The organism is Achromobacter pestifer, from assembly GCF_902859625.1.
GTDB lineage: Bacteria > Pseudomonadota > Gammaproteobacteria > Burkholderiales > Burkholderiaceae_B > Achromobacter > Achromobacter pestifer.
The window spans coordinates 898,486-923,084 of sequence record NZ_CADIJX010000001.1 but is presented as its reverse complement, the minus strand read 5'-3'; the positions used below and the strand labels follow the sequence as shown (position 1 = coordinate 923,084).

Annotated in this window: 21 protein-coding genes; 9 read left to right on the top strand and 12 right to left on the bottom strand. The window is 65.3% G+C overall.

The features are described 5' to 3' along the window. Positions 1-279: 279 nt before the first annotated feature. The gene (locus HV753_RS03905; RefSeq protein ID WP_175173092.1) at positions 280-993 is read right to left on the bottom strand and encodes a FadR/GntR family transcriptional regulator; all 714 of its coding nucleotides are present in this window, start codon (positions 991-993) and stop codon (positions 280-282) included. 311 nt (positions 994-1,304) lie between these two features. Next, positions 1,305-2,219 carry a 5-dehydro-4-deoxyglucarate dehydratase gene (gene kdgD / locus HV753_RS03900; protein ID WP_175173091.1) on the bottom strand — a complete coding sequence of 305 codons (915 nt, stop codon included), beginning with the start codon at positions 2,217-2,219 and terminating at the stop codon, positions 1,305-1,307. 290 nt (positions 2,220-2,509) lie between these two features. Between kdgD (HV753_RS03900) and HV753_RS03895 the strand changes: the two genes are divergently transcribed. Both HV753_RS03895 and HV753_RS03890 read left to right on the top strand, forming a co-directional pair. Then, positions 2,510-3,496, top strand: a complete 987-nt coding sequence (locus HV753_RS03895; protein ID WP_175173090.1) for a Bug family tripartite tricarboxylate transporter substrate binding protein — start codon at positions 2,510-2,512, stop codon at positions 3,494-3,496. Positions 3,497-3,595: 99 nt separating this feature from the next. Then, positions 3,596-3,988 (top strand): GFA family protein, encoded by a 393-nt coding sequence (locus tag HV753_RS03890; RefSeq protein WP_175173089.1) that lies wholly within the window; start codon positions 3,596-3,598, stop codon positions 3,986-3,988. Position 3,989: 1 nt separating this feature from the next. Here the strand turns inward: HV753_RS03890 and HV753_RS03885 are convergent, their stop codons facing one another. The 3 genes from HV753_RS03885 to kdgD (HV753_RS03875) form a co-directional block, all read right to left on the bottom strand. Further along, complete coding sequence (locus tag HV753_RS03885; RefSeq protein WP_246288141.1) at positions 3,990-4,613, bottom strand: nucleotidyltransferase family protein; 624 nt, start codon at positions 4,611-4,613, stop codon at positions 3,990-3,992. Between the two features lie 158 nt (positions 4,614-4,771). Then, entirely contained in the window at positions 4,772-6,355 is a 1,584-nt protein-coding gene (locus HV753_RS03880) for an aldehyde dehydrogenase (NADP(+)) (RefSeq protein WP_175173088.1), read from the bottom strand. Between the two features lie 72 nt (positions 6,356-6,427). Further along, entirely contained in the window at positions 6,428-7,342 is a 915-nt protein-coding gene (gene kdgD / locus HV753_RS03875) for a 5-dehydro-4-deoxyglucarate dehydratase (protein WP_175173087.1), read from the bottom strand. A gap of 258 nt (positions 7,343-7,600) precedes the next feature. Between kdgD (HV753_RS03875) and garD the strand changes: the two genes are divergently transcribed. The 4 genes from garD (at position 7,601) to HV753_RS03855 (ending at position 11,778) form a co-directional block, all read left to right on the top strand. Then, positions 7,601-9,175, top strand: coding sequence for a galactarate dehydratase (garD, locus tag HV753_RS03870; protein WP_175173086.1), 1,575 nt, complete (start codon positions 7,601-7,603; stop codon positions 9,173-9,175). Between the two features lie 61 nt (positions 9,176-9,236). Further along, complete coding sequence (locus HV753_RS03865; RefSeq protein ID WP_175173085.1) at positions 9,237-10,286, top strand: SMP-30/gluconolactonase/LRE family protein; 1,050 nt, start codon at positions 9,237-9,239, stop codon at positions 10,284-10,286. Positions 10,287-10,359: 73 nt separating this feature from the next. Then, positions 10,360-11,355, top strand: a complete 996-nt coding sequence (locus tag HV753_RS03860) for a Bug family tripartite tricarboxylate transporter substrate binding protein (RefSeq protein ID WP_175173084.1) — start codon at positions 10,360-10,362, stop codon at positions 11,353-11,355. A gap of 78 nt (positions 11,356-11,433) precedes the next feature. Further along, positions 11,434-11,778, top strand: coding sequence for a hypothetical protein (locus tag HV753_RS03855; RefSeq protein ID WP_175173083.1), 345 nt, complete (start codon positions 11,434-11,436; stop codon positions 11,776-11,778). 56 nt (positions 11,779-11,834) lie between these two features. Here the strand turns inward: HV753_RS03855 and HV753_RS03850 are convergent, their stop codons facing one another. Both HV753_RS03850 and HV753_RS03845 read right to left on the bottom strand, forming a co-directional pair. Further along, positions 11,835-12,665, bottom strand: coding sequence for a helix-turn-helix domain-containing protein (locus HV753_RS03850; protein ID WP_175173082.1), 831 nt, complete (start codon positions 12,663-12,665; stop codon positions 11,835-11,837). A 7-nt stretch (positions 12,666-12,672) separates the two neighbouring features. Then, positions 12,673-13,572 carry a helix-turn-helix domain-containing protein gene (locus HV753_RS03845; RefSeq protein ID WP_175173081.1) on the bottom strand — a complete coding sequence of 300 codons (900 nt, stop codon included), beginning with the start codon at positions 13,570-13,572 and terminating at the stop codon, positions 12,673-12,675. 301 nt (positions 13,573-13,873) lie between these two features. Between HV753_RS03845 and HV753_RS03840 the strand changes: the two genes are divergently transcribed. Next, positions 13,874-14,986, top strand: coding sequence for a cyclic nucleotide-binding domain-containing protein (locus HV753_RS03840; RefSeq protein WP_175173080.1), 1,113 nt, complete (start codon positions 13,874-13,876; stop codon positions 14,984-14,986). A gap of 20 nt (positions 14,987-15,006) precedes the next feature. Here the strand turns inward: HV753_RS03840 and HV753_RS03835 are convergent, their stop codons facing one another. The 5 genes from HV753_RS03835 to HV753_RS03815 are packed head-to-tail and all read right to left on the bottom strand — an operon-like array spanning position 15,007 to position 19,898. Next, a complete protein-coding gene (locus HV753_RS03835; protein WP_175173079.1) occupies positions 15,007-16,638 on the bottom strand; it encodes an MFS transporter in 1,632 nt (543 codons plus the stop codon). Beyond that, positions 16,625-17,035, bottom strand: coding sequence for a DoxX family protein (locus HV753_RS03830; protein WP_175173078.1), 411 nt, complete (start codon positions 17,033-17,035; stop codon positions 16,625-16,627). Before HV753_RS03830 ends, HV753_RS03835 begins: the two co-directional genes overlap by 14 nt. Then, positions 17,032-18,939 (bottom strand): amidohydrolase, encoded by a 1,908-nt coding sequence (locus tag HV753_RS03825; RefSeq protein WP_175173077.1) that lies wholly within the window; start codon positions 18,937-18,939, stop codon positions 17,032-17,034. Before HV753_RS03825 ends, HV753_RS03830 begins: the two co-directional genes overlap by 4 nt. Beyond that, entirely contained in the window at positions 18,932-19,231 is a 300-nt protein-coding gene (locus HV753_RS03820) for a XapX domain-containing protein (protein WP_175173076.1), read from the bottom strand. The genes HV753_RS03825 and HV753_RS03820 overlap by 8 nt, the downstream gene beginning before the upstream one ends. A 13-nt stretch (positions 19,232-19,244) precedes the next feature. After that, positions 19,245-19,898, bottom strand: a complete 654-nt coding sequence (locus HV753_RS03815; protein WP_175173075.1) for a hydrolase — start codon at positions 19,896-19,898, stop codon at positions 19,245-19,247. A gap of 479 nt (positions 19,899-20,377) precedes the next feature. On the opposite strand from HV753_RS03815, the gene HV753_RS03810 reads away from it, so the two are divergent. Then, the gene (locus HV753_RS03810; protein ID WP_175173074.1) at positions 20,378-21,175 is read left to right on the top strand and encodes a transglutaminase family protein; all 798 of its coding nucleotides are present in this window, start codon (positions 20,378-20,380) and stop codon (positions 21,173-21,175) included. 70 nt (positions 21,176-21,245) lie between these two features. After that, positions 21,246-24,596 carry a transglutaminase family protein gene (locus HV753_RS03805; protein WP_175173073.1) on the top strand — a complete coding sequence of 1,117 codons (3,351 nt, stop codon included), beginning with the start codon at positions 21,246-21,248 and terminating at the stop codon, positions 24,594-24,596. Positions 24,597-24,599 lie beyond the last annotated feature (3 nt).

Here is a 24,599-nt window from a genome sequence, read left to right as displayed (position 1 = left end):
AACCGGAGAACCGGTCAGGTGATATGCCGATGAATGCGCGTGGCGTAGCGGTGGAACGTCGTGCGTAGGGAAAGGATCGGGATCATCGGCGGCACTTGTACGGCGTGGGTCATACGGGTAGCGCAACGCCTGTGCCGGAAATGGGGTGGCAAGCCGTGACGCTATGTCATAAGACGTATGATGGCAGCCGTCATACAAGTAGGCAAGTAAGGGGAATCCCGTAATTCCCTTGGGTGGCGGAGAGGTCCGCCGGCTTGCCGTGCGCTATTGCGCGGGTGATTACGACAGCAGCTTGCGGTAGCGCGCAATGCTGTCGCCCAGGTGGCGTGCCATCGCGGCGCGCGCGGCGCCGGGGTCGCGGCGCATGATGGCGGTCAGGATGGCCTCGTGCTCGCGCACGTTGCGAGTCTCGTAGGTTTCAAGCTCTTCCGGCGTCTTGCCGCCATGCTTGATGTTCAGATCCAGCATGACGTCGCGGACGGCGGCCTTCAGCAGCGCAGGAAAGTGCGGGTTGTTGGAGGCCTTGGCAATCGCCAGGTGGAATTCGTAGTCGGCTTTGACGGCGGCTTCCATGTCGCGCGTGGCGCGGTTGAAGGCGTCGAAGGCTTCGACAATGCCGCTCAGGTCAGTGGCAGTGCGGCGCTCAGCCGCCAGCCCACAGGCTTCCACCTCAAGCCCGGCGCGCAACTCCATGATGTGCAGCGCCCAGCGGGGATCCGTGGCGGGCTCCACGACGAAATCGATGGGCTTTTCACGGTCTTCCGTCACGAACACGCCGATGCCGGGTTTGCTGACGAGGCGGCCGCTCAGGCGCATCGACGCGACGGCTTCGCGGATGACGGTGCGGCTGACGTCGAACTCATCGCATAGCTGATGTTCCGAGGGCAGCTTGTCGCCCGCGCGATATAGACGGGAGTCCAGGCGCTTGTTCAGTTCCTCGATCACAACATCGGTCAGGCGCGAGCGCGGGCGGGGCCGGGCAGGAGTTTGCATTGTCTCTCTTATGGGTAAGGCGGAAAGCAGGCCGTCAGCCGGCGGCCAGAGCCGCAAGTGTACGCTTTTCAAGTGCCGCATCCGGGTGTCCGGCCTGGTGGCGGCGGTCTGGCGTTCTGGCCCGCAGACTGCGGTAGGGATGGCCGTATGACAACATATAGCGCGGATTCCGCCAAGCCCCGGCTTGCATGGGAGCGGGTTCCAATGCTTGTGTACTTGTATGCCTGTGTGCCTGTGTGCCTATGTGCCTGTATGTGCGCCATGAAAAACGCCCTCCGGAAGGAGGACGTCTTGTCTTCGGCTGCGATGGCTTATTGCGGGCCGAGCTTCTTGATCAGGGCGTTGAGCATGTCGCACTCTTCGCCGGTCAGGTCGGTGAGCGGCGCGCGGACAGGGCCGGCGTCGTGGCCCACGAGCCGGGCGCCGGCCTTGACGATGCTGACGGCGTAGCCGGCCTTGCGGTTGCGGATTTCCAGGTAGGGCAGGAAGAAGTCATCCAGCAGGCGGTTGGTGGTGTCGGAGTCGCCTGCGGCAATGGCGCGGTAGAACTGCATGGCCGTCTTGGGTACGAAGTAGAAGACGGCGGACGAATACACCGGCACGCCCAGCGCGCGATAGGCGGCGGCATAGACTTCGGCGGTGGGCAGGCCGCCCAGGTACGAGAAGCGGTCGCCCATCTTGCGGCGGATGCTGACCATGGCTTCGATGTCGCCCACGCCGTCCTTGAAGCCGACGAGGTTGGGGCAGCGTTCAGCCAGACGGGCCAGGCTGTCTGCGGACAGGCGGGATTGGGCACGGTTGTAGACGATGACGCCGATCTTGACGGATTTGCAGACCTGTTCGACGTGGGCGGCGATGCCGTCCTGCGAGGCTTCGGTCAGGTAATGGGGCAGCAGCAGAATGCCCTTGGCGCCTTGGCGCTCGGCTTCCTGGGCGTAGGCGATGGCGGTGCGGGTGGGGCCGCCGGCGCCGGCCAGGATGGGCACCTTGCCGGCGCAGGTCTGGACGGCGGTGCGCACGACGTCGGAATACTCCTGGGGCGCCAGCGAGAAGAACTCGCCGGTGCCGCCCGCGGCGAACAGCGCGGTGGCGCCATACGGGGCCAACCATTCCAGGCGGGCGGCGTAGGTCTTGGCGTTGAAATCGCCGTTCTGATCAAAGTCCGTCACGGGGAAGGACAGCAATCCTTCCGAGACAATTTCCTTGAGTTCCTGGGGAGTCGTCATGCCTGTCATCCATTAAAGAGGAATGGGTAAAGAAGAAAAGCAGGGCTGGAAGAGGATCCGGCCTTGGCGGTGATCAGTAGATGTATGTCATCGTACAACATACAAGTTGAATAGCGCAATCAGTCTGAGGAGCTTGGATTGTCGTCATACAACAATATTCAGAGTGCCCCGATAAATTCGGAATTACCCTAGATTGAACGGGAATGGATGAGGAAGTATTCTCTTTTTCCATCAGGTCATACGATAACGTACAAGATTAAAAACAACCCGCTTTGATTGAGGAGACAAGATTGAAGGCATTCCCCCTGCTACGCCGTACCTTCGCCGTTCTGGCGCTGACCACCTTGGGCGCTGCTGGCGCTCATGCCGCCGACGACTGGCCAAAAGCAAAACCCATCACGCTGGTGGTTCCGTTTGCTGCCGGCGGCACCTCGGACATCCTGGGCCGCCTGATTGCGCAGGAACTGGGCGCCAGCCTGAGCCAGACCGTATTGGTGGAAAACAAGGGCGGCGCGGGCGGGGTGCTGGGCGCCGACGCCGTGGCGCGCGCCAAGCCGGACGGCTACACGCTGCTGCTGGGCACGATCGCCACGCATGCGATCAACCCGTCGCTGTTGCCGGGCATCAACTACAACGCGGCCAAGGATTTTGCGCCGGTCATCCTGTTGGGCAGCATCTCGAATGTGCTGTTGGTCGGGGCGAGCCAGCCGTACAAGACCGTGCAGGACGTGGTGACGGCAGGCAAGGCCAATCCGGACACCATCGCCTTTGGCTCGGCCGGGCAGGGCACGTCGCAGCACTTGTCTGGCGAAGTGTTCAAGCAATTGACCGGCGCCCATCTGACGCATGTGCCGTACCGGGGAAGTGCGCCCGCGATTCAGGATCTGATCGGCGGCCAGATTCCCAGCTCATTTGAAACCGCGCTGGTCGCGCTGCCCTACGTGCAAAGCGGCAAGGTCCGCGCACTGGCGGTCACGTCGGCCAAACGCACGGAGGTGATGCCGGACGTGCCGACGATGCAGGAGGCGGGGGTGGCAGGCTTTGACGTCAGCAGATGGCAAGCCATCTATGCGCCGGCCAACACGCCGCCGGCGGTGGTCGATCGTCTGAACAAAGCGATCGCAGCCATCATCGCCAAGCCTGATGTCAGCGGCAAGATGAAAGGCCTGGGCCTGGCCTACACGCCAAACACGCCGGCGGAGTTCACCGTGTTCCAGACGGGCGAGCAGGCAAAATGGGCAAAGATCATCGCAGACGGGAACTTGCGGGTGCAGTAAGCGGCGTCCGCGCGCCAAGCGCAGGCAATGGGTGCTTGGCGGGCGGCGTCTGGCTTCGCTATAAACATACTGAACGTTTGTTTGCAGAGGAGCCGTGGCATGGAAAGCTATTCAGGGGGGTGTCTTTGCGGCAGCCTGCGGTTTGTGGCGCTGGGGCGCCCATACCGGGTTGGCGTGTGTCATTGCATGGATTGCCGCAAGCATCATGGCGCGCTTTTTCATGCTTCTGCGATATTCCCTCGCGCCGCCGTGACGATCGACGGTGAATCGCGCGACTATGCCGGGCGGCATTTTTGCCCCCATTGCGGTTCGACGGTATTCGGACGTACCGAGGACGAAGTCGAACTGAATCTGGGGTCGTTGGATGCGCCGGATCAATTGACGCCAACCTATGAAAGTTGGGTTGTCCGCCGGGAATCCTGGCTGCCGGCGTTTCCGATTTCCAGGCGATACGAGCAGGATCGTGATTCCGCAAGCCGCTTTGAGGGCTAGGTCAGCCTAGTCTGCGTCGCAGCGCCTGTTCTGCTTGAATCAGGTCTTCGGGGTGGTCGATGTCCTGGATGCATCCAGGGTCTTGGGTTGGCACGGGATGCATCGTCCCTGACTGCGCCGCTTTTCGCACCAGGGGCATGGCGCCTGTCTCTCCGCGCAAGTCCAGCAGCGCGTCGCGCCATGCCGGCCCAAACCCTACAGGGTGGCCGGACTGGACGGTTCCGTCCGCCTCGGTCACCTGCGGGCGCACGACGGCCCAGGCTTGCGTCTGGGCAGTATCGCGCAGCGTCTCGGCGATCTTCAGCAGGCTGGCAGGTTCAATCAACGGCAAGTCGCCTGGCAGAATCAGCCAGCCCGGCGCGTCGGGCTGGCTGGCCACGCCGCGCGCAATGGAGTCGCCCATCCCATAGGCGTCGGGGTCGGACTCGGGGCGCTCGACCAGCGTCCACGGCAAGCCGCTGGCGCGCACGGCGGCCAGCGTCCATTCCAGCACCGGACGGCCCATGATCTGGGCGTGAAGCTTGCTGCCCGTGCCACCGGCTTCACGGAAGCGGCGGCCGGCCCCCGCGGCCAAGACGATGACGACGGGGCTGGGGCGAGGCGGCGTCATGGCGTCATCGGACATGCGGCGAGCCTTGGCGGTGCGGAAAAAGGAGGAGCATATTCATGCCGATGATGCGTGGAGCCTCAGCATACCTGGACGAACGAACGAACGCCGCGCCACGGCACCCTGAACAATGGGGTGCCGTGGCGCGGCGTTTTTCATGGGCGACGCCCCTGGCATCAGGCGGCCGTCATCACCCCATCAACCATCCGGGTCAGATCCAGCGGGTTGCCGCGCTTCACGCCGTCAGGCAGCAGGGCATCCGGCAGATCCTGATAGCAGACCGGGCGCAGGAACCGGCGAATGGCGGTGGCGCCAACCGACGTTGATGCTGCGTTCGACGTGGCGGGGAACGGGCCGCCGTGCACCATGGCGTGGCTGACTTCCACGCCGGTGGGGTAGCCGTTCGCCAGGATGCGACCCGCCTTGCGTTCCAGCACGGGCAACAACGCTTGCGCCGCTGCCACGTCGGCATCGTCAACAAAGAGGGTGGCGGTCAGTTGGCCTTCCAGGTGTTCCGCCACCGCCCGCATTTGGGCGAGATCCTTGCATGCGACGACGAGCGATGCGGGGCCGAAGACTTCAGCCTCCAGTTCGTGCGAGGCCAGGAAGCGGTCGGCCTGCGTGCCGAAGACCACCGCGCCTGCCGCGTTGGCGGCCGGTTTCGAGGGCTCTCCTTGGCCTAGCGTGGCGACGCTGGCGTGTTTGGCCAATGCGCTGGCGCCTTCCTGATAGGCCGCGAAGATGCCCGGGGTCAGCATGGTGGCGGCGCCCTTGGCTTGCACGGCCTGGGCGGCCGCCTGACGGAAGCGTTCCAGCGCGGGGCCTTCGATGCCGATGACCAGGCCGGGATTGGTGCAGAACTGGCCGACGCCCATGGCCAGTGAATCCACGAAGCCCTTCGCGATGGCTTCGGCGCGCGCCTCAAGCGCCGCAGGCATCAGGAACACGGGGTTGATGCTGGACATTTCGGCGTAGACCGGGATGGGCACCGGACGCGCGTTGGCAGCGGCCACCAGCGCCAAGCCGCCGCGACGCGAGCCCGTGAAGCCGACGGCGGTAATGGCAGGATGCGTAGCCAGCGCCGTGCCGATTTCACTGCCCGCGCCGAATAGCAGCGAGAACGTGCCTTCCGGCAAGCCATGCTTGGCGACGGCGGCCTGGATCACGCGGCCGACCATTTCGGATGCGCCGGGATGGGCGTTGTGCGCCTTGACGATGACGGGGCAGCCTGCGGCCAATGCGGACGCGGTGTCACCACCCGCGACCGAGAAGGCCAGCGGGAAGTTGCTGGCGCCGAACACCGCGACGGGGCCCAGCGGCACGTTGGCCAGACGCAAGTCGGCTCGGGGCAGGGGCTGGCGCTCGGGTTGGGCGGGATCAATCGTGGCGTCCAGGAAGTAGCCGTCGCGGACCACGCGGGCGAACAAGCGCAGCTGGCCGACGGTGCGGCCGCGTTCGCCTTGCAGGCGGGCCAGCGGCAAGCCGGTTTCCAGATGGGTGCGTTCAATCAGTGCGTCGCCCAGTGCCAGGATGCCTTCGGCGATGCTCTCCAGGAACTGTGCGCGGGTTTCCAGCGGAGCGGCGCGATAGGGGTCGAAGGCGGCGCGGGCCAATTCAGCGGCGCGTGCGACGTCATGCGACGAGCCGGCGGGGAAGGCCGGTTCCAGGCGTTCGCCGGTGGCGGGGTTGATGGCGTGCTGCGCAGCGCCGGAGCCAAGAGCGGCAGTGGCGCCGATCAGCAGTTGGCCGGTCAAAGTCATGGGGGATCTCCGAAAAAAAATGCGCCCCCGAATCGTGGAGTCGGGGGCAGGAATGCGAGTGGGGCGCGCGGTTTATTGCGGGCCGAGCTTCTTGATCAGGGCGTTGAGCATGTCGCACTCTTCGCCGGTCAGGTCGGTGAGCGGCGCGCGGACGGGGCCGGCGTCGTGGCCGACGAGCCTGGCGCCGGCCTTGACGATGCTGACGGCGTAGCCTGCCTTGCGGTTGCGGATTTCCAGGTAGGGCAGGAAGAAGTCATCCAGCAGGCGGTTGGTGGTGTCGGAGTCGCCTGCGGCGATGGCGCGGTAGAACTGCATGGCCGTCTTGGGCACGAAGTTGAAGACGGCGGACGAATACACCGGCACGCCCAGCGCGCGGTAGGCGGCGGCATAGACTTCGGCGGTGGGCAGGCCGCCCAGGTACGAGAAGCGGTCGCCCATCTTGCGGCGGATGCTGACCATGGCTTCGATGTCGCCCACGCCGTCCTTGAAGCCGACGAGGTTGGGGCAGCGTTCAGCCAGACGGGCCAGGCTGTCTGCGGACAGGCGGGATTGGGCACGGTTGTAGACGATGACGCCGATCTTGACGGATTTGCAGACCTGTTCGACGTGGGCGGCGATGCCGTCCTGCGAGGCTTCGGTCAGGTAATGGGGCAGCAGCAGAATGCCCTTGGCGCCTTGGCGCTCGGCTTCCTGGGCGTAGGCGATGGCGGTGCGGGTGGGGCCGCCGGCGCCGGCCAGGATGGGCACCTTGCCGGCGCAGGTCTGGACGGCGGTGCGCACGACGTCGGAATACTCCTGGGGCGCCAGCGAGAAGAACTCGCCGGTGCCGCCCGCGGCGAACAGCGCGGTGGCGCCATACGGGGCCAACCATTCCAGGCGGGCGGCGTAGGTCTTGGCGTTGAAATCGCCGTTCTGATCAAAGTCCGTCACGGGGAAGGACAGCAATCCTTCCGAGACAATTTCCTTGAGTTCCTGCGGGGTGGTCATGGCGCGATCATCCGGTGTGGCCGTTGCGTGCCTTTGGCAAAGGCATACGCGGGGTACTGGTGGGTACTGGGTTGGAAAGGTAAGTCATCGTACAACATGAATTTACGCATTTCAAGGGTCTGTTACCTATGAAGTAACTTGTAGACAAGGGGAAACCCGGAATTTATTTTTGGGAAGTTTTAGAGATATTCTTTCAGTTGTACGATAACGTATCGGATGCGCGAGCAATGCGCATCCTTCCATGCAAAAGGATTCTTCATGCAGGTTGCGGCAGACCAAGCGCCCGTGCTTATCAAGATTCACCCGCAGGACAATGTGGCGATCGTCGCCAATGAAGGCGGATTGCCCGCTGGCACCGTGCTGCCCGATGGGTTGCAACTGGTGGATGCGGTGCCGCAAGGGCACAAGGTCGCGTTGGCGGATCTGGCCGAGGGCGATGCCGTCGTGCGCTACAACGTCGTCGTCGGTTTTGCGGCGAAAGCCTTGCCGCGCGGCTCGTGGATCAATGAGCGCGTTACGACGATGCCCGCGGCCCGCACCTTGCAAGACCTGCCGGTAGGGACGCGCATTACGCCACTGCCGCCCCTGGATGGCTACACCTTCCAGGGCTATCGCAACGCCGACGGTACGGTAGGGACGCGCAACATTCTTGCCATCAGCACCACGGTGCAATGCGTGCAGGGCGTGGTCGAACATGCCGTGGCGCGGATTCGCCAGGAAATGCTGCCGCGCTACCCGAATGTGGACGACGTGGTGGGCATTGAACACACCTACGGCTGTGGCGTGGCGATTGACGCGCCAGGGGCCGCGATCCCCATCAGAACGCTGCACAACATCGCGCGCAACCCCAACTTTGGCGGCACCTCGATGGTGGTCAGCCTGGGCTGTGAAAAGTTGCAGCCGCAACGCCTGCTGGCGCCGGGCGCCATTCCGATTCGGGCGGGCGAGGGCATGGGCGCGGATGGCGAGGGCGTGGACACCATCGTGTTGCAAGACGAAGAGAACGTGGGCTTTCAGTCCATGATCGACCTGATCATGCGCACCGCCGAGCGCCATCTGCAAAAGCTGAATGCCCGCCAACGCGAAACCTGCCCGGTGTCCGACCTGACGGTTGGGGTGCAGTGCGGCGGCAGCGATGCCTTCTCCGGCGTGACGGCCAACCCTGCCGTGGGGTTCGCGACGGACCTGCTGGTGCGGGCGGGCGGCACGGTGATGTTTTCCGAAAACACTGAGGTGCGCGATGGCATTGACCAACTGACGGCGCGCGCGGCCACGCCCGAGGTGGCGGATGCGCTGGTGCGCGAGATGGCCTGGTATGACGAATACCTGCAACGCGGGATGGCCGACCGTAGTGCCAACACCAGCCCCGGCAACAAGAAAGGGGGGCTGTCGAACATCGTCGAGAAGGCGATGGGATCGATCGTGAAATCCGGTTCTTCACCGATCCATGGCGTGTTGTCGCCGGGCAACCGCCTGACGCAAAAGGGTCTGATTTTCGCGGCTACGCCGGCCAGTGATTTCATCTGCGGCACCTTGCAACTGGCCGCGGGCATGAACCTGCACATCTTCACCACCGGACGCGGCACGCCCTACGGGTTGGCGCAGGTGCCGGTGATCAAGGTGGCCACGCGGGACAGCCTGGCACGCCGCTGGCATGACTTGATGGACGTGAACGCCGGGCGCATCGCCACCGGCCAAGCCACGATCGAAGAAGTGGGCTGGGAACTGTTCCGGCTGATGCTGGATGTGGCCAGCGGCCGCCAGCAGACCTGTGCGGAAAAACTCAAGCTGCACAACGCCCTGGCGCTGTTCAATCCTGGCCCCGTGACCTGAGGCCCGCGCCCCTTCCGCCTGACCGCATTGCCATCGCATTACACCGATAAAGGAGACACCGATGGAGCATGCCCCCTTGGCCCAGCCTGGCCGCCGCCGGCTGCTGGGCGCCGCATTGGCGCTGGGACCCGTCGCGCTGGCGCAAGCGCAATCGTTCAGCTTCACCCCGCAGCAGCGCTATCCAGACCCATCGGTGCGCATCCTGGATCCGGAGTTCTCCAAATATCGCATCTACAGCAGCAGCGTGGAGCAATTGGCCAGTGGTTTCCGTTGGCTGGAAGGGCCGGTCTGGGTAGGAGACGGACGTTATCTGCTGGTGTCCGACATTCCCAATGACCGTATCCTGCGTTGGGATGAAACCACGGGCGCGATCAGCGTGTTTCGCCAGCCGGCCAATTTCAGCAACGGCCTGGCCCGCGATCGCCAGGGCCGGTTGCTGGCCTGCGAACATCTGACGCGCCGCGTGACCCGCACGGAATACGACGGCTCCATCACGGTGCTGGCCGACCGCTTCGACGGCAAGCCCTTCAATTCCCCCAATGACATCATTTGCCAGCGCAACGGCGCCATCTGGTTCACGGATCCGCCGTTTGGCATCGGTGGCCATTGGGAAGGCGACAAGGCCAAGCCCGAGCTGCCGCATGGCGTCTACCGCATCGACCCGTCCGACGGCCGCGTGACCCGCGCGCTGGATGATTTGGCCGGCCCGAACGGGCTGTGCTTTTCCCCCGACGAGAAGCTGCTGTACGTGGTGGAGTCGCGCCATCAGCCCAATCGCGTGATCTGGGCTTACGACGTTGGGGCCGACGGCGCGCTGTCCGGCAAGCGGATCGTGGTTGATGCCCAGGGGCCGGGCGCCATCGACGGCATCAAGTGCGACGAAGACGGCAATCTGTGGTGCGGCTGGGGCAGCAATGGCGCCGCAAACGCCAAGTCCGAAGAGCTGGATGGCGTGATGGTGTTCAACCCCAGCGGCAAACCCATCGGCCATATCCGGCTGCCTGAGCGCTGCGCCAATCTGTGCTTTGGCGGCGCCAAGCGCAATCGCCTGTTCATGGCCAGCAGCCATTCCCTGTACGCCCTGTACGTCGAGACACGGGGCGCGGCCTGAATTCGACGCGCGGCGGCGGCACAGCCGCCTGCGCCGGTTTTACCCAAAACACATCAAACCGTGTGGAGACAGCATGAACGTAAGCAAGAGGCAGTTCCTGGGCGGCGCCGCGGCGCTTTGCCTGTCGCCGATCGTGCCCGCCTGGGCGCAACAGGCCAATGCGGCGGCAGCGGCCAACTGGCCGACGCGGCCGGTGCGCATCATCGTGCCGTATCCGCCCGGGGGCTCGTCGGACATCATCGCGCGCATCCTGGCGCCGCGCCTGGCTGACGCCTTGAAGCAGACCGTGGTGGTGGAAAACAAGCCGGGCGCAAACGGCAACTTGGGCGCAGGTCTTGTCGTGCAGTCGGCGGCGGAAGGCCATACCGTGCTGCTGTGCGACGTTGGCGCGCTGGCGATCAGCCCGTCGGTGTACACCAAGCTGTCATTCGATCCGTCCAAGGATTTGCGGGCCGTCAGCATGTTGGCGTATTCGCCACACGTGCTGGCGGTGCACCCCGACGTGCCGGCCAAGACGGTCCAGGAACTGGTGGCGCTGTCCAAGACACAACGCCTGAACTTTGCCGTGACGGCCATCGGCAGCGCGCCGCATCTGGCCGCCGTGGCGGTGCAGCAAGCCACGGGCGCCCAATGGGAGTATGTGCCTTACAAGGGCGGCTCGCAGGCGGTGACGGACACGATCGGCGGGCAGACGCAGGTCATCATGAACGGCCTGCTGGCCACCTTGCCGCACATCAAGGCAGGCAAGCTGCGGCCGATCGCGATCTCGAAGGGCGAGCGCATGCAACTGGTGCCGGATATTCCGACCATTTCCGAACAGGGGGTCAAGGGATTCGAGTCCGGTACCTGGCAAGGCGTGATGGCGCCTGTCACCACCACGGATCCGGTGGCGGAACGGTTGGCCATGCTCATGGCGCAGATCGTCAATCAGCCGGACGTCAAGGCGCAGTTGAACGAGCAGGGCGCCGAGATCGTTACCCGCAATCCGGCGGAATTGACGCAGTTCTTCAACAACGAGCGCGCCCGCTGGGCCAAGGTGGTGCAAAGCGCCGATATCCGGCTGGATTGACGGGGACGGGCCCCCTCCTTGCGATGGGAGGGGGATGGGCGCACACTCGGAAGCGTATCGGCTCCGGGAGGCGTGGCGATGAAGATCCTGATCGTGGCGGCGTGGATGGTATTGGCCTGCGGTCCGGCGCTTGCGCGCGACGGCGTGCCCACCGTTCCACAGCCACCGGCGTCGGCCCGGACCTTGCCCGACAACTGCCTGGGCACGTCCTGCCCCCGGGTGGTTGATCCGGGCAGGGCGCCGGCGGATTGCCTGGGCGCCTCTTGCGGCACGGGGCGCAACGTGTCGCCGGCGGCGCCAGGCGCCGACCGTGGAAATCCACCCGCCTGGAGCGGGCCTGCCCAGCCAAGGCTGCCACCTATGCCGTCGCAGTCGGGCCAGCCTGTCGGCCCATTGACGCCGGGACCCAGATTGCCGCGCTAGCGGCTATCCAAGCGGCCTGCCAAGGCGCTTGCGGAGATGCCAATCACCGATGCCAATCACCGGCGCCACATGCCCGGCGTCGTCCCCAATACCTGCGTGAAGACTCGGGTCAGATGGCTTTGGTCCGCGAAGCCGCAGGCGAGCGCCACGGCCGCGATGGGCAGATGGCTTTGCGTCAGCAGCGCGCAGGCGCGTTCGATGCGGTGGGCCGTCAGCCAGCGGTGGGGCGTCTTGCCCGTGCTGCCTTTGAATGCCTTGATGAAGTAGCTGCGTGACAAGCCGCATTCGGTGGCGATGTCTGCAATGGACAGGTCGCCCCCGATATTGGCGGCCAGCAATTCCGTGGCCCGGCGCAGCTGCCAAGGCGATAAATGGCTGCCGGCGTCGATGGCGGGTTCGGATACGCGGCCGTACCTATGCATCACGTGGGTTTGCAGGGCCAAGCTGATCTGGTCCACGAACAAGCGGCTGGCCTGCTGCGGTTGCGTCAGCGCGGGCACCAGTGCGCAAGCCAGGTTGTAGATCACCGGATCCTGGGTGCCGTTGCGGCAGTCGAATCCCGAGACGCGGGCGCGCGAGGTTTCGGTGGAAAACGCATCCAGCACACCGCGCGGCAGGTGGAAGCGAATATTGTCGAAGGGCGAGCGATGGTCGCATCGCCATTCGTCGCCCAGGTGTGTGATGGCCAAGGCCCCTTGCGCATGGCCTCCCTGGTATGCCACGCGGTTGCCGCGCCAAAGAGTGTGCGAGCGGAAGTCCTGCAACTGGACGATGACGCTGAAGGCGTCCTGCGCGGGGATGGGCGGCCCGGGCGGAAGGTCGTCGCGCTGGCTACGCATGCGGGTGACGGTGATGTCCGATGCCTGGATCTGAAGGCGTTGCGGCATGGGCGGCCTAATTGCGGTTTTGCCGGCGCCAGGCAGCAGGCGGCACGCCGATGGTGCTGGCAAACAGGCGGGTCAGGTGGGCCTGGTCCGAAAACCCGCAATCGCGGGCGATGTCGGCCACGGATTGATCGGACTTCAGCAGCAGGATCTTGGCCTTGTCCACGCGGTGTTCCAGCAGCCAGCGATGGGGCGTGGTGCCGGCCGTCTGGCGGAACGCCTTGATGAAATAGCTGCGCGACAGGCCGCAGCCCTGGGCCACGTCAGAGATCGATACATTGGCCAGCAGGTCGGCGGTCAGCATCTCTTTCGCCAGTTTCTCCTGCCAGGCCGCCAGACCGCTGCGGGCCTGTGGCGTGTCTGGCGCGGCGCCGCCATAGGCCTGCGCCACATGGACCTGCACCGCCAGTGCGATATGGTCCACGAACAGGGGATCGGCGAGGCTCGGGTTCTCAAGCGCGGGCAGCAGCGCGTGGCCTAGCCGAGCCAACACAGGATCGGAATGGCCCGGCGGGCAGGACAGGCCCTGGATGCGTGGGCCGCCCAGATCTTCCGACAGCTGTTCCAGCGATTCCGGCGGTACGCGGAAGTACAGGAGGTCGAATGGGGTGCGAAGCTCGAGACGATACGGATCGCTGGCACGCCGGATGGTCAGGGCGTCCGGCGCCAGCGACAGGGGGTCAGACGAGCCGCCGTCGTGCTGCGCGCGCGGGCGAGGATCCAGCGACACGCGCACCAGGAAGTCTTCGCTCTCGTCCTGGGACCGCGCCACGCCGAAATCGGGTAGTGCATAGCCCACGCGCAGGATCTCCAGCCCGGCTTTGCAGCCAGCGCTGGTCCTGATCGCCTGGATCGACGCGCCGGGGTAGACGTGCCCCAGGCTGGGGCGGGTGTCAGGGCATTGCGCCATGGTCCGGCGCCTGGGCGGGAAGGAAGGAAAGGTTCATGGTTCCGAAGAGAATAAACCGTGAAGGTTGCGTTCGCACGTCATGCTAGGCAAGCGATCGTTCAAAGGATTGGATGCAAGTGTTCGGATTTGCACAAAAGCGTGATGGCGGGGCCTTGCCGAATGTTTACGCTAGCGCGCTTTTAATAGTGCGATCATTACTCTTTCATACAAATCAGGACGCAAGTGAGCAAGACTTGCCTGATCGGGCGGGGCTATCTTGCCCGCTGTAGCCGCCCTTCACGGATGTGCCGTGCGTGAATTCATGAATCATCAGTCCTCAGACGCGACAAGCGCCGGCCAGCCGGCTGACCTGGCGTCTTTGCATGCCCAGGCCTTTCCGATGTTGTCGCCCAATCTGGTCGGGCAGGCCGCTCCGTATGGAGACGAGATATCGGTGTCCGCAGGCAGCGTCTTGCTGAACGACGGCGATCGCGAGGCTGCGTTCTACATCGTGCTGGAAGGCTATCTTGAAGTGCTGGAACGCGAAGCCAATGGCGCCATGCACAGCTTGCTGTTGCATCGTGACGGTGAGTTCACGGGCAGCCTGGATTTGTTCACCGACCGGCCCAATGCGGTCACGCTGCGGGCGGACTCCGCCAGCCGGTTGTTGCGGATCAGCCGGGCGGCGCTTGCGCGGCTGCTGTTGGCGGAACCACCGTTGGCCGGGATCGTGCTGCGCGCCTTCATGTTGCGACGCATCGGTTACTTGCGGCAGCGGCCGTATGGCGGGGCGATCCTTCGGTCGGCCAGCAGCGCGGGCAAGCGCGATCCGGTGCTGGACCTGGCGGTGATCGGCGGCGGTCCTGCGGGTCTGTCGGCGGCGGCCTATGCGGCGTCCGAAGGATTGCATACCCTGCTGGTGGGCGGCTCCATGCGCGGCGCCGAGGCGCCTGGCGCGGACGCATTGCCCGGTTTTCCGGGTACCGTCACGGGCCTTTGCGATGGAAGGCTGCTGCGTCGCGCCGAGGACCAAAGCCAGCGCTTTGGCTCGCATGTGGTGCCGGTACGCACCGCGTGCGGCTTTGACAGTACCTGCTACCCCTACCGCGTATGGCTGGATGACGGTCAAGTGATCGAGACGCGCAGCTTGATCGTGGCGACGGGCACGCATGACAGTGCGCCGGGGCAGACGCAGGCCGAGGCCAACACCGAGTGGCTGGAAGGCTGTCTGGACACGGACGAGCAGGGCTATATCCATACCGGCCGCGCCGCGGCGGGATCGATGCAGGCGCGGCCGTACGAAAGTTCGCAGCCCGGCGTGTTCGCGGTGGGCGCGGTGCGAGCCGGTTCGGCCAAGCACGTGTTGGCCAGCATCGCCGAAGGCGCGGCCGCGGTGCGGGTGGTGCATCGCTTCCTGGACGCCTCGGCGCACTGACGGCGTCCCTGGTTTCCGGGCTACGCCGCCGGGCCGGATTTGGCCTGACGGGTATCCAGCGCCAGGAAGTGGTGGACCACGGGTTTGTCTGGCCCGATATGGAAACGCTGCGCTTCGCCTTGCAAGTCGGCATCGGCTTGCGATACACGTTGATGCTGGCGCAAGTGCTCCGCCCAGGATTCCACCAGGAACCATTCCTGCACGCGCTCCGGGTCGCTCGTATGTTCGGCGATGCCCCAAGCGTAGGCCCCGTCACGGCGGCGCTCTTCGGCCACCGCCTTCAGCGCTTGCAGGAAGGCCGGACGATCCTGCACGCGAATGCGGTATTCGATCTGCACCATGACCGGGCCACGATCATGTTCGACGGGCGCGTCCAGCAGCGGTTCGGGCCAGTGATTGGAGGGATCCAGGTTGGCCTCGCCCTGCGGCAGGCGCATGCGGTGCAGCGCCAGCCCCGCCACCAGCAAGCCCGCCGCGCCGGCCAGCAAGGTTGCCGGCACGCCGATTTCCTGCGCCAGCAGGCCCCAGCCCAAGCTGCCGGCGGCCATCGCGCCGTTGAAGACCATCAGGTAGATCGCCAGCCCTCGGCCGCGCACCCAATTGGGCAGGATCGATTGCGCGACGCCGTTGAAGGTGGTCAGGGCGACGATCCAGCCCACGCCCAGCAGCAAAAGCAGCAAGACTGCCGCCCATTGCGGCGGGGCTAAGGACAGCGCGGCCATCACCACGGCGGCGACGGCGGCGGCAGCCAGCACCAGGCGATCGGTGTTCAGGCGTTGACGCAGCATGGGCAACAGCACCGCGCCCAGGATCGCGCCCAGGCCCACGGCGCCCAGCAAGATGCCGTAGAAGCCCGCGCCGCCGCCCAGCATCTTGCGCGCCACCAGCGGCAGCAAGGCCCAGACGGAGCTGGCAAAGATGAAGAACACGGCGGCCCGCAGCAGCACGACGTGCAGTTCTCGGCTGGCGCGGGCAAAGCGCAAGCCCGCACGGAAGGCGCCGAAGAATTGCTCGGACAGGCCGTCGTCCACGCGCTTCGGGCGCTTCCACCAGACCAGCGCCGCGATGACGAACACGTAGCTGAGCACGTCCGCGCCATAGGCGGCCGCCGCGCCGAAGGCGGCCAGCAGCAGGCCGCCTATCGCCGGGCCCAGTGCCCGGGCGATATTGATGCCCAGCGAATTCAGGCCGACGGCGGTCTTCAGTTCGGCCTTGGGGACGAGTTCGGGCACGATGGCCTGCCATGTCGGCCCCATCAATGCCGTGCCCACGCCACCCAGGAAGGTCAGCGCAATCAGCGTTTCAACCGTCAACGTGTTGGTCTTGGCCATCACCAGCAGCGTGAAGCTGACGCAAGCCAGCAGCACCTGGATGACGATCAGGAAGCGCCGCCGGTCCAGGATGTCGGAGAGCACGCCGGCGGGGATCGCCAGCAGAAAGACGGGCAGCGTGGCGGCGGTCTGCATCATGGCTACCGCCGCGGGGTTGGACGACAGGTCCGTGACCAGCCAGGCGCTGGCCACGTCCCGCATGAAGCTGCCGATGTTGCCCAGGATGGTGGCGCCCCACAGCACTGCGAACAGCGTGTGCTTGAGCGGAGCCATCCCGCCCACGGCGGCGGGCGGGGGGGAATTGCGGTCAACTCCGGCCATGTGTGCGCTCCGTCAGGTCATGCCAGGCAACCAGGACCCATGCCCCGGCCAGTCCGATGTGCTCGTAAAAGGCGTTCATCAGCATGAAACGCGCGTCGGCGGGCGCTTCCCAGTACCGGTTGGCCATCAACGCCGCGGCGGCGGTGAAGACGGCCAGCGCCAGCGCACCCAGCCAGCGCAACCGGCCGGTCAGAATCAATGCGCAGGCGCCCAGTTCCAGAAGAATAACGGCAGCGGCCGCCAGATGGGCCGGATGCAGGCCGAAATGTGCCATTTCGGCCTGGGCGGCGTCGAAGTCCATCAGCTTGACCAGCCCGCCTTGCAGATAAGCGCCGCAAAGCGCCAGCAGGGCCAACCCACGCACGGCGGGTGACGTGATCCAACCGCGCATCGTCATACCGCCCAGCAGGCGCAGCCCAGCGCGCCCCAGAAGCTCTTCAGGTCCGAGACGGGCAGCGTGCTGGCCCATGCCCCGGCATGTTGGTGGCCGTGGACGCCGCAGCTGCTGGCGCAGGCGCAGGCGGCCGCCGCTTCGCGCAGCGTGGCTTGCAAGGGTTTGCCTTCGTTGTCGCCCCAGGCGCCGTAGCCGCCGAACAAGCGTGTCGGCGACCAGTCCGGCATGGCGGGCGGCGGGGCCGCCTCATCATGCGCGGCAAATTCGCCGGCGCCCCATACGACCTTGCCGCCCACGACCGTGAGCAGGCTGGAGGTGTCGGCGATGTCAGATTCGGGGCAGCTGAAAAAGTCGCGGTCAGGCACGACCAGATCGGCCAGCTGGCCCTCGGCGATGCGGCCTTTCTTGCCTTGTTCGTTCGAGAACCAGGTGACGTTCTCGGTCCACATGCGCAGTGCCGCGTCGCGGTCCAGGCAGTTGCGTTGCGGGGTCAGCCGCAGGCCGCCCACGGTCTTGCCCGTGATCAGCCAGGACAGCGACACCCAAGGGTTGTAGGAGGCCACGCGGGTGGCATCGGTGCCGGCCGATACGTTGACGCCTTTCTCCAGCATGCGCTTGACGGGCGGCGTGGCTTCGGCCGCGCCCGCGCCGTAGCGTTCGACGAAGTACTCGCCCTGGTAGGCCATGCGGTGCTGCACTGCCACGCCGCCGTCCAGCGCGGCAATGCGGTCGATGGAGCGTTCCGAGATGGTCTCGGCATGGTCGAAGAACCAGTTCAAACCGGCCAGCGGCACATCGCGGTTGACCCGTTCAAACACGTCCAGCGCGCGGGAGATGGTTTCGTCATAGGTGGCATGCAGGCGCCAGGGCCAGCGGTTCTGCGCCAGGATGCGCACGACTTCTTCCAGTTCGCCTTCCATTTCGGGCGCCATGTCGGGCCGTGGCTGGCGGAAGTCTTCAAAGTCGGCCGCCGAGAACACCAGCATTTCACCGGCGCCATTGTGGCGGAAGTAGTCCGTGCCTTGCTTGTATTGCGAGGTGGCGGTCCAGTTCAGGAAATCTTCCTTTTCCTGTTTGGGTTTCTGCGTGAACAGGTTGTAGGCCAGCCGGATCGTCAGTTGCCCGGCATCTGCCAGTTGCTGGATGACCTGGTAATCCTCGGGGTAGTTCTGGAAGCCCCCGCCCGCGTCGATGGCGCCGGTGATGCCCAGCCGGTTCAATTCACGCATGAAGTGGCGGGTGGAATTGAGCTGGTAGTCAAAGGGCAGCTTCGGGCCCTTGGCCAGCGTGGCGTACAGGATCGACGCATTGGGTTTGGCCAGCAGCAGCCCGGTCGGATTGCCTGCGGCATCGCGCACGATTTCGCCGCCCGGCGGGGCCGGCGTGGTCTTGTCATAGCCCACGGCGCGCAAGGCCGCCGCGTTCAGCAGGGCGCGGTCATACAGGTGCAGGATGAAGACGGGCGTGTCGGGCGCCACGGCATTCAGTTCTTCGATGGTGGGCAAGCGCTTTTCGGCGAACTGATGCTCGGTGAATCCGCCCACCACGCGCACCCATTGCGGCGCAGGCGTGATGGCGACTTGGCGGCGCAGCATCCCCATGGCGTCGGCCAGGCTGGTGACGCCATCCCAGCGTAGTTCCAGGTTGTAGTTCAGCCCGCCGCGGATGATGTGCAGGTGGTTGTCGATCAGGCCGGGCAGCGCGCTGCGGCCATTCAGGCCGATCACCCGGGTGGCGGGGCCGGCCAGCGGCAGCACGTCGGCCGCTGCGCCCACGCGGGTGAAGCGGCCATCCTTGATGGCGACGGCATCCGCCGTGGGGCGGGCCGGATCCAGGGTGGTGAAGCGGCCCTGATGCAGGATCAGGTCGGGCGCGGGGGCGCGCGTAGAGGTCGGAGTGTCAGCCATTGCGCTTGTCTCCACATGCGTCTGGGGTTGATTGGGCCGGATCGGCAGGGGGCTTGGGGCAACTGGGAAGCTGGCCAAACATGTGGGGTTTGACCTGCTGTTGGAGCCAGGACGTGCGCGTGGCTTCATCCGCCATCAGGCGTTTGATCAGCGGGGGAATCTGTTCCCCCGCCAGGATGCCCAGCAGGCCTACCAGGGCGATGACCGGAGGCGCCGGTGACCGCACATTGAACAGCGCATAGATGATCCCGACCAGCAGGCCGAGTCCCAGCGAAACCAGGTAGACCTTCATCGGCGGGCTCCGCTCAGCCTTCGTGGGAATTGAACATGGACTTGGCGTAGATGATGCCCAGTCCGTAGGCGCCGCCGAACTGCTTGGCGATGCCCGTGGTCATTTCATAGGTGTCGGTGCGCGCCCAGTCGCGTTGCATTTCCAGCAGGTATTGCAGGGCGGTGATCGGCTGGCCGCCTGCTTGCACGATGCGCTCGATGGCGCGGTTGTGGGCTTCGGCGGACACATCGCCGCAGGCGTCGGTGATGACGTAGACCTCAAAGCCCTGGTCGAGCGCCGACAGGGCGGGCCCGACGATGCACACGCTGGTCCACAAGCCGGCCAGCACGATGCGCTTCTTGCCGATTTCGTTGACCTGCTTGATCACGGCCGCGTCTTCCCAGGTGTTCATGGACGTGCGGTCCAGCAGCTTCTGACCCGGGAACGGGGCGACGACTTCGTCAAACATCGGACCCGAGAAGCTCTTTTCGGCAACGGTCGTCAGGATGGTGGACGCGCCAAAACCGGCCGCGGCGTGCGCGACCAGGGCGGCGTTGTTGCGCAGCGTGATGGCGTCGATGGAATGCGTGGCAAACGCCATCTGCGACTGGAAGTCGATCATGATGAGCGTATGGTCCTTGGGCGAAAGCAGCTTCGCGCCGGGGGTAGGGGTAGCGGTGACGGGCATGGAGGGCTCCTTCGGATGCCTGCGTTGGAAAACGTCTGCAATGTGCCACCTCGCCCGCCGGGCGTATTGAACGATTGTCCGCCCATTTGAAGATTGTGACTGCATTGGCCTGCCCAGGTCTGCGGATGCCGGCGCTGTCTTCGGTGGAACAATTTTGCAATGGGCTGTCAAAAATGCGCCCAGGGACGCTGGCCCCGAATGACGCGGGGCGGCCGAAATCGGGCGGTCGATGCACCATCGTGGTGCTTGTTGCAGGCAAACGGGCATCCGGCGCCCGCGCGCCAGGCCCGTCCCGGGGGGGCGATGGTGCAGGCGTCCCGAGCAAGGTCCCACAATGCCTCGCGACGTCCAAGTGTCATGACTTGGCATGCAAGTTGCTTCAATATTTCAACGCGCTATTGCTACTATCAATCGTCGTGCCTGCCGGGCCTGGGGGGCGGACGGCCCCGACGTTGCCAGCGTGACCCTTGGAGAACTTCATGAAGCATCTCATCAAGCACGTGACCCGCTACCGCTATGCCGCCCCGATGAACTACAGCATCCAGACGCTGCGCCTGACGCCCCGCCGCGACGATCACCAGCATGCGCTGCGATGGCAGATCCAGACCCCCGGCGAAATCCAGCCGCAGGTGGACGCCTATGGCAATGTCACCCATACGCTGACCTTGCACCGTATCCATAGCGAAATCGAAATCCATGCCGTGGGGCAGGTGGATATCCACCCGCTGGCCCAGGGCCATGTGGGCGACGAAGACGAGCGCCTGCCGGTCTACATCTATGGCGTGCCCACGGCGTTGACCCAGTGCGACGACAGCATCCGTGAATTCTGCCGCCACGTGGTGCCGCGCGGCATGCATACCCCTGAAGACGTGCTGCGGCTTAGCGCGGCAATCCGTGAGCGGGTGGCGTATACGCCGGGGCTGAACGACGCGCCCATGACGGCCGCGCAGGTCTTGGCGGCGGGGCGTGGCGGCAGCCAGGGCCATACGCATCTCTTGCTGGCTTGCGTGCGCGCCTTCGGCATGCCTGCCCGCTATGTCAGCGGCTATTGGCATCTGGCAGGCGATGACGCGACCAACCACGGATGGGCGGATGTTTGGCTGGCCCGGCATGGTTGGGTCAGCATCGACGTCAGCCATGCTTGCTTTGCGTCCGACGGGCATTGCCGGCTGGCCGTGGCGCGCGATTATGAATCGGCGTCGCCGGTGCGTTGGTTGCACGGGGCCGCGGCTGCGTTGTCCATGAATGTGTCGGTGCAGGTGCAGACCAGCCACTGAAATATCCGCGTGATTTCCTAGCAGTGCTTTGGCGGCCCGTGCGGCAGCCCCAGTTGACCCGGAGAAGGCAGTGACGATCCACGTAGCACTCAAGCACGTTACGCAATACAAGTATGACCGTCTGGTCGGCCTATCGGCTCAGGTGCTGCGCCTGCGGCCCGCGCCGCATAGCCGCACGCCGATCCTGTCGTACTCGCTCACCGTCGAACCCGCGGAGCACTTCATCAACTGGCAGCAGGACCCTTTTTCCAATTACCTGGCCCGCCTGAATTTTCCGGGCAAGACGCGCGAGTTCAAGATCACGGTGGACCTGGTTGCCGAGATGGCGGTCTACAACCCGTTCGACTTCTTCCTGGAGCCGGACGCCGAAACGTTTCCGTTCACTTACGGCGATGGCTTGGCGCGCGAACTGGCGCCGTATCTGGTGTGCGGAAAGGCCACGCCGCGCTTCACCGAATTCCTGTCGCGGGTCGACGTCCGTCCGCAGCGCACCGTGGACTTTCTGGTGGGCTTGAATCAGCAGATTCATCAAGAAATCAACTACCTGATCCGCATGGAGCCGGGCGTGCAGACGCCCGAAGAGACCCTGACGCGCAACGCCGGATCGTGCCGCGATTCCGGCTGGCTGCTGGTGCAGGCGCTGCGTCATCTGGGGCTGGCGGCCCGCTTCGTGTCGGGCTATCTGATTCAGTTGAAGCCCGATGTGCGCGCCCTGGATGGCCCCAGCGGCGCGCAGGCGGACTTTACCGACCTGCATGCCTGGTGCGAAGTCTATTTGCCGGGGGCGGGGTGGATCGGGCTGGACCCGACCTCGGGCCTGCTGGCGGGCGAAGGCCACATTCCGTTGGCCGCCACGCCGGAACCCGGCAGCGCCGCGCCGGTGACGGGCGCGGTCGATGAGGCCGAGGTCGAATTCACGCACACGATGCAGGTGACGAGGGTGTTCGAGTCCCCGCGCGTCACCAAGCCCTACACCGACGAGCAATGGCACGCCATTCGCGATCTGGGCGACAAGATCGACGACCGCCTGGATCACATGGATGTGCGCCTGACGATGGGCGGCGAACCCACCTTTGTGTCCGTGTCGGATCGCGAAGGCGCGGAATGGAATACAGCGGCCCTGGGACCGACCAAGCGGGGTTTCGCGCTAGAGCTGCTGGGCCGGCTGCGCACACGCTATGGCGGCAACGGCTTTCTGCATTTCGGACAGGGCAAGTGGTACCCGGGCGAGCAGTTGCCGCGCTGGGCGTTGTCGATCTATTGGCGCACCGACGGCCAGCCGTGCTGGGAGGATCCGACGCTGTTCGCCGACGAACGCCAACGCAGCACCTATACCGTGGCGGATGCCCGGCGCTTCATGGCGCGGCTTTGCGAACGGCTGGGCGTCAGCGAAAAGTACGTCGTGCCGGGCTACGAGGACGTGTTCTATTACCTGTGGCGCGAACGCCGCCTGCCCGCCAACGTGGATCCGTTCGATGCCCGCCTGGACGACGAGATGGAGCGCGCACGCCTGCGCCGCGTATTCGAGCAAAAGCTGGACAGCGTCGTGGGCTACGCCTTGCCGATTCAACCGGGCGAGGGCGGCCCCTGGGTCTCCGGCCCCTGGTTCCTGCGCGATGAACGCATGTACCTGTTTCCCGGCGATTCCCCGATGGGCTACCGCTTGCCGCTGGATTCGCTGCCTTGGGTGGACGAGGCCGACGCGCCCGTGGTGGTGGATCGTGATCCCTATGACGCGCGGCGTTCGCTGCCCGGACCTGCGCAGTTGCTGACGCAACATGCCCGTCCCACGACTAGTCAGGTACCAGGCCAGGCACCCCACGGCGGGGGAGCCGGAAGCACTGGATCCGATGCTGGCAGGCCGGACGGCCGCCCACCCGCCAAGTTCGAGTCCGCTGCGTGGTTGACGCGCACCGCCATGTGCGTGGAGACCCGCAATGGGGTGCTGTATGTATTCATGCCGCCCTTGCCCCGCCTGGAGGACTATCTGGCGCTTGTCGCCCAAGTGGAGGCCACGGCGCGGGACTTGAAGGTCAGGGTCGTCATGGAAGGCTATCCGCCGCCGCGCGACCCGCGATTGAAGGTCCTGCAAGTGACGCCCGACCCCGGGGTCATCGAGGTCAACATCCACCCCGCCAGCAACTGGGCGGAATTGGTGGACCATACCGAATTCCTCTACGAAGCGGCCTTCGAGACCCGGCTGTCGACCGAGAAATTCATGGCCGACGGCCGCCACACCGGCACAGGGGGCGGTAACCACTTCGTGTTGGGGGGCGCCACGCCGGCCGACAGCCCATTCCTGCGCCGGCCGGACGTGCTGGCCAGCCTGTTGGCGTACTGGGTGAATCATCCATCGCTGTCCTACCTGTTTTCGGGCCTGTTCATTGGGCCGACCAGCCAGGCGCCGCGCATCGACGAAGCCCGCAATGACCAGGTCTACGAGCTTGAGCTGGCATTTCAGGAGATCCATCGGCGCTGCGCGGAGCAGGGGGGCGACGTGCCGCCGTGGATGATCGACCGGGCCTTGCGCAACATTCTGGTGGATGTCACCGGCAATACGCACCGGTCGGAGTTCTGCATCGACAAGCTTTATTCCCCCGACAGCGCCACGGGCCGGCTGGGGTTGCTGGAACTGCGCGCTTTTGAAATGCCGCCGCATGCGCGCATGAGCCTGGCGCAGCAATTACTGTTGCGGGGGCTGATCGCGCATTTCTGGAAGACGCCTTACACCGCGCGCTTGACGCGCTGGGGCACAGAACTGCATGACCGCTTCCTGCTGCCGACCTTCGTGAAGATGGACTTCGAGGACGTGCTGACTGATCTGAACGAGGCCGGCTACGAGTTCGATCCGGCCTGGTTCGACCCCCATTTTGAATTCCGCTTTCCGCTATTTGGCGAGGTGGCGGCGCGTGGCATCCACCTGGAACTGCGCGGCGCGCTGGAACCGTGGCACGTCATGGGAGAAGAGGGCTCGTCCGCAGGGACGGTGCGTTATGTGGATTCGTCGCTGGAACGGGTGGAAATCCGGGTATCGGGCCTGAATGACAATCGCTATGTGGTCACGGTCAATGGCCGCGCGCTGCCCTTGCAGCCGACGGGCCGCGTGGGCGAATACGTGGCCGGCGTCCGTTACAAGGCGTGGGCGCCACCGTCGGCGCTGCATCCCACCATCCCCGTGCATGTGCCGCTGACGGTGGATATCGTCGATACCTGGAATCAACGTTCACTGGGAGGCTGCAAATACCACGTCGCGCATCCGGGCGGGCTGAACCCGGAATCGTTCCCCGTCAATTCCTACGAGGCCGAGAGCCGGCGCTTGGCCCGTTTCGAGAAGATCGGCCATACGCCCGGGCGCATGGACGTCGCACCGGCCGTCGTTGGCCGGGAATTTCCGTTCTCGTTGGATTTAAGGCACGATTGAGCC

Excerpts from the sequence above, each read along its gene's own strand:
- HV753_RS03825 (WP_175173077.1), bottom strand. The coding sequence starts at position 18,939 with ATGGCTGACACTCCGACCTCTACGCGCGCCCCCGCGCCCGACCTGATC.
- HV753_RS03835 (WP_175173079.1), bottom strand. The coding sequence starts at position 16,638 with ATGGCCGGAGTTGACCGCAATTCCCCCCCGCCCGCCGCCGTGGGCGGG.
- HV753_RS03905 (WP_175173092.1), bottom strand. The coding sequence starts at position 993 with ATGCAAACTCCTGCCCGGCCCCGCCCGCGCTCGCGCCTGACCGATGTT.
- HV753_RS03845 (WP_175173081.1), bottom strand. The coding sequence starts at position 13,572 with ATGGCGCAATGCCCTGACACCCGCCCCAGCCTGGGGCACGTCTACCCC.
- HV753_RS03880 (WP_175173088.1), bottom strand. The coding sequence starts at position 6,355 with ATGACTTTGACCGGCCAACTGCTGATCGGCGCCACTGCCGCTCTTGGC.
- HV753_RS03890 (WP_175173089.1), top strand. The coding sequence starts at position 3,596 with ATGGAAAGCTATTCAGGGGGGTGTCTTTGCGGCAGCCTGCGGTTTGTG.
- HV753_RS03860 (WP_175173084.1), top strand. The coding sequence starts at position 10,360 with ATGAACGTAAGCAAGAGGCAGTTCCTGGGCGGCGCCGCGGCGCTTTGC.
- HV753_RS03840 (WP_175173080.1), top strand. The coding sequence starts at position 13,874 with ATGAATCATCAGTCCTCAGACGCGACAAGCGCCGGCCAGCCGGCTGAC.
- HV753_RS03830 (WP_175173078.1), bottom strand. The coding sequence starts at position 17,035 with ATGACGATGCGCGGTTGGATCACGTCACCCGCCGTGCGTGGGTTGGCC.
- HV753_RS03885 (WP_246288141.1), bottom strand. The coding sequence starts at position 4,613 with ATGTCCGATGACGCCATGACGCCGCCTCGCCCCAGCCCCGTCGTCATC.
- HV753_RS03850 (WP_175173082.1), bottom strand. The coding sequence starts at position 12,665 with ATGCCGCAACGCCTTCAGATCCAGGCATCGGACATCACCGTCACCCGC.
- kdgD (WP_175173091.1), bottom strand. The coding sequence starts at position 2,219 with ATGACGACTCCCCAGGAACTCAAGGAAATTGTCTCGGAAGGATTGCTG.
- kdgD (WP_175173087.1), bottom strand. The coding sequence starts at position 7,342 with ATGACCACCCCGCAGGAACTCAAGGAAATTGTCTCGGAAGGATTGCTG.
- HV753_RS03810 (WP_175173074.1), top strand. The coding sequence starts at position 20,378 with ATGAAGCATCTCATCAAGCACGTGACCCGCTACCGCTATGCCGCCCCG.
- garD (WP_175173086.1), top strand. The coding sequence starts at position 7,601 with ATGCAGGTTGCGGCAGACCAAGCGCCCGTGCTTATCAAGATTCACCCG.
- HV753_RS03855 (WP_175173083.1), top strand. The coding sequence starts at position 11,434 with ATGAAGATCCTGATCGTGGCGGCGTGGATGGTATTGGCCTGCGGTCCG.
- HV753_RS03820 (WP_175173076.1), bottom strand. The coding sequence starts at position 19,231 with ATGAAGGTCTACCTGGTTTCGCTGGGACTCGGCCTGCTGGTCGGGATC.
- HV753_RS03815 (WP_175173075.1), bottom strand. The coding sequence starts at position 19,898 with ATGCCCGTCACCGCTACCCCTACCCCCGGCGCGAAGCTGCTTTCGCCC.
- HV753_RS03865 (WP_175173085.1), top strand. The coding sequence starts at position 9,237 with ATGGAGCATGCCCCCTTGGCCCAGCCTGGCCGCCGCCGGCTGCTGGGC.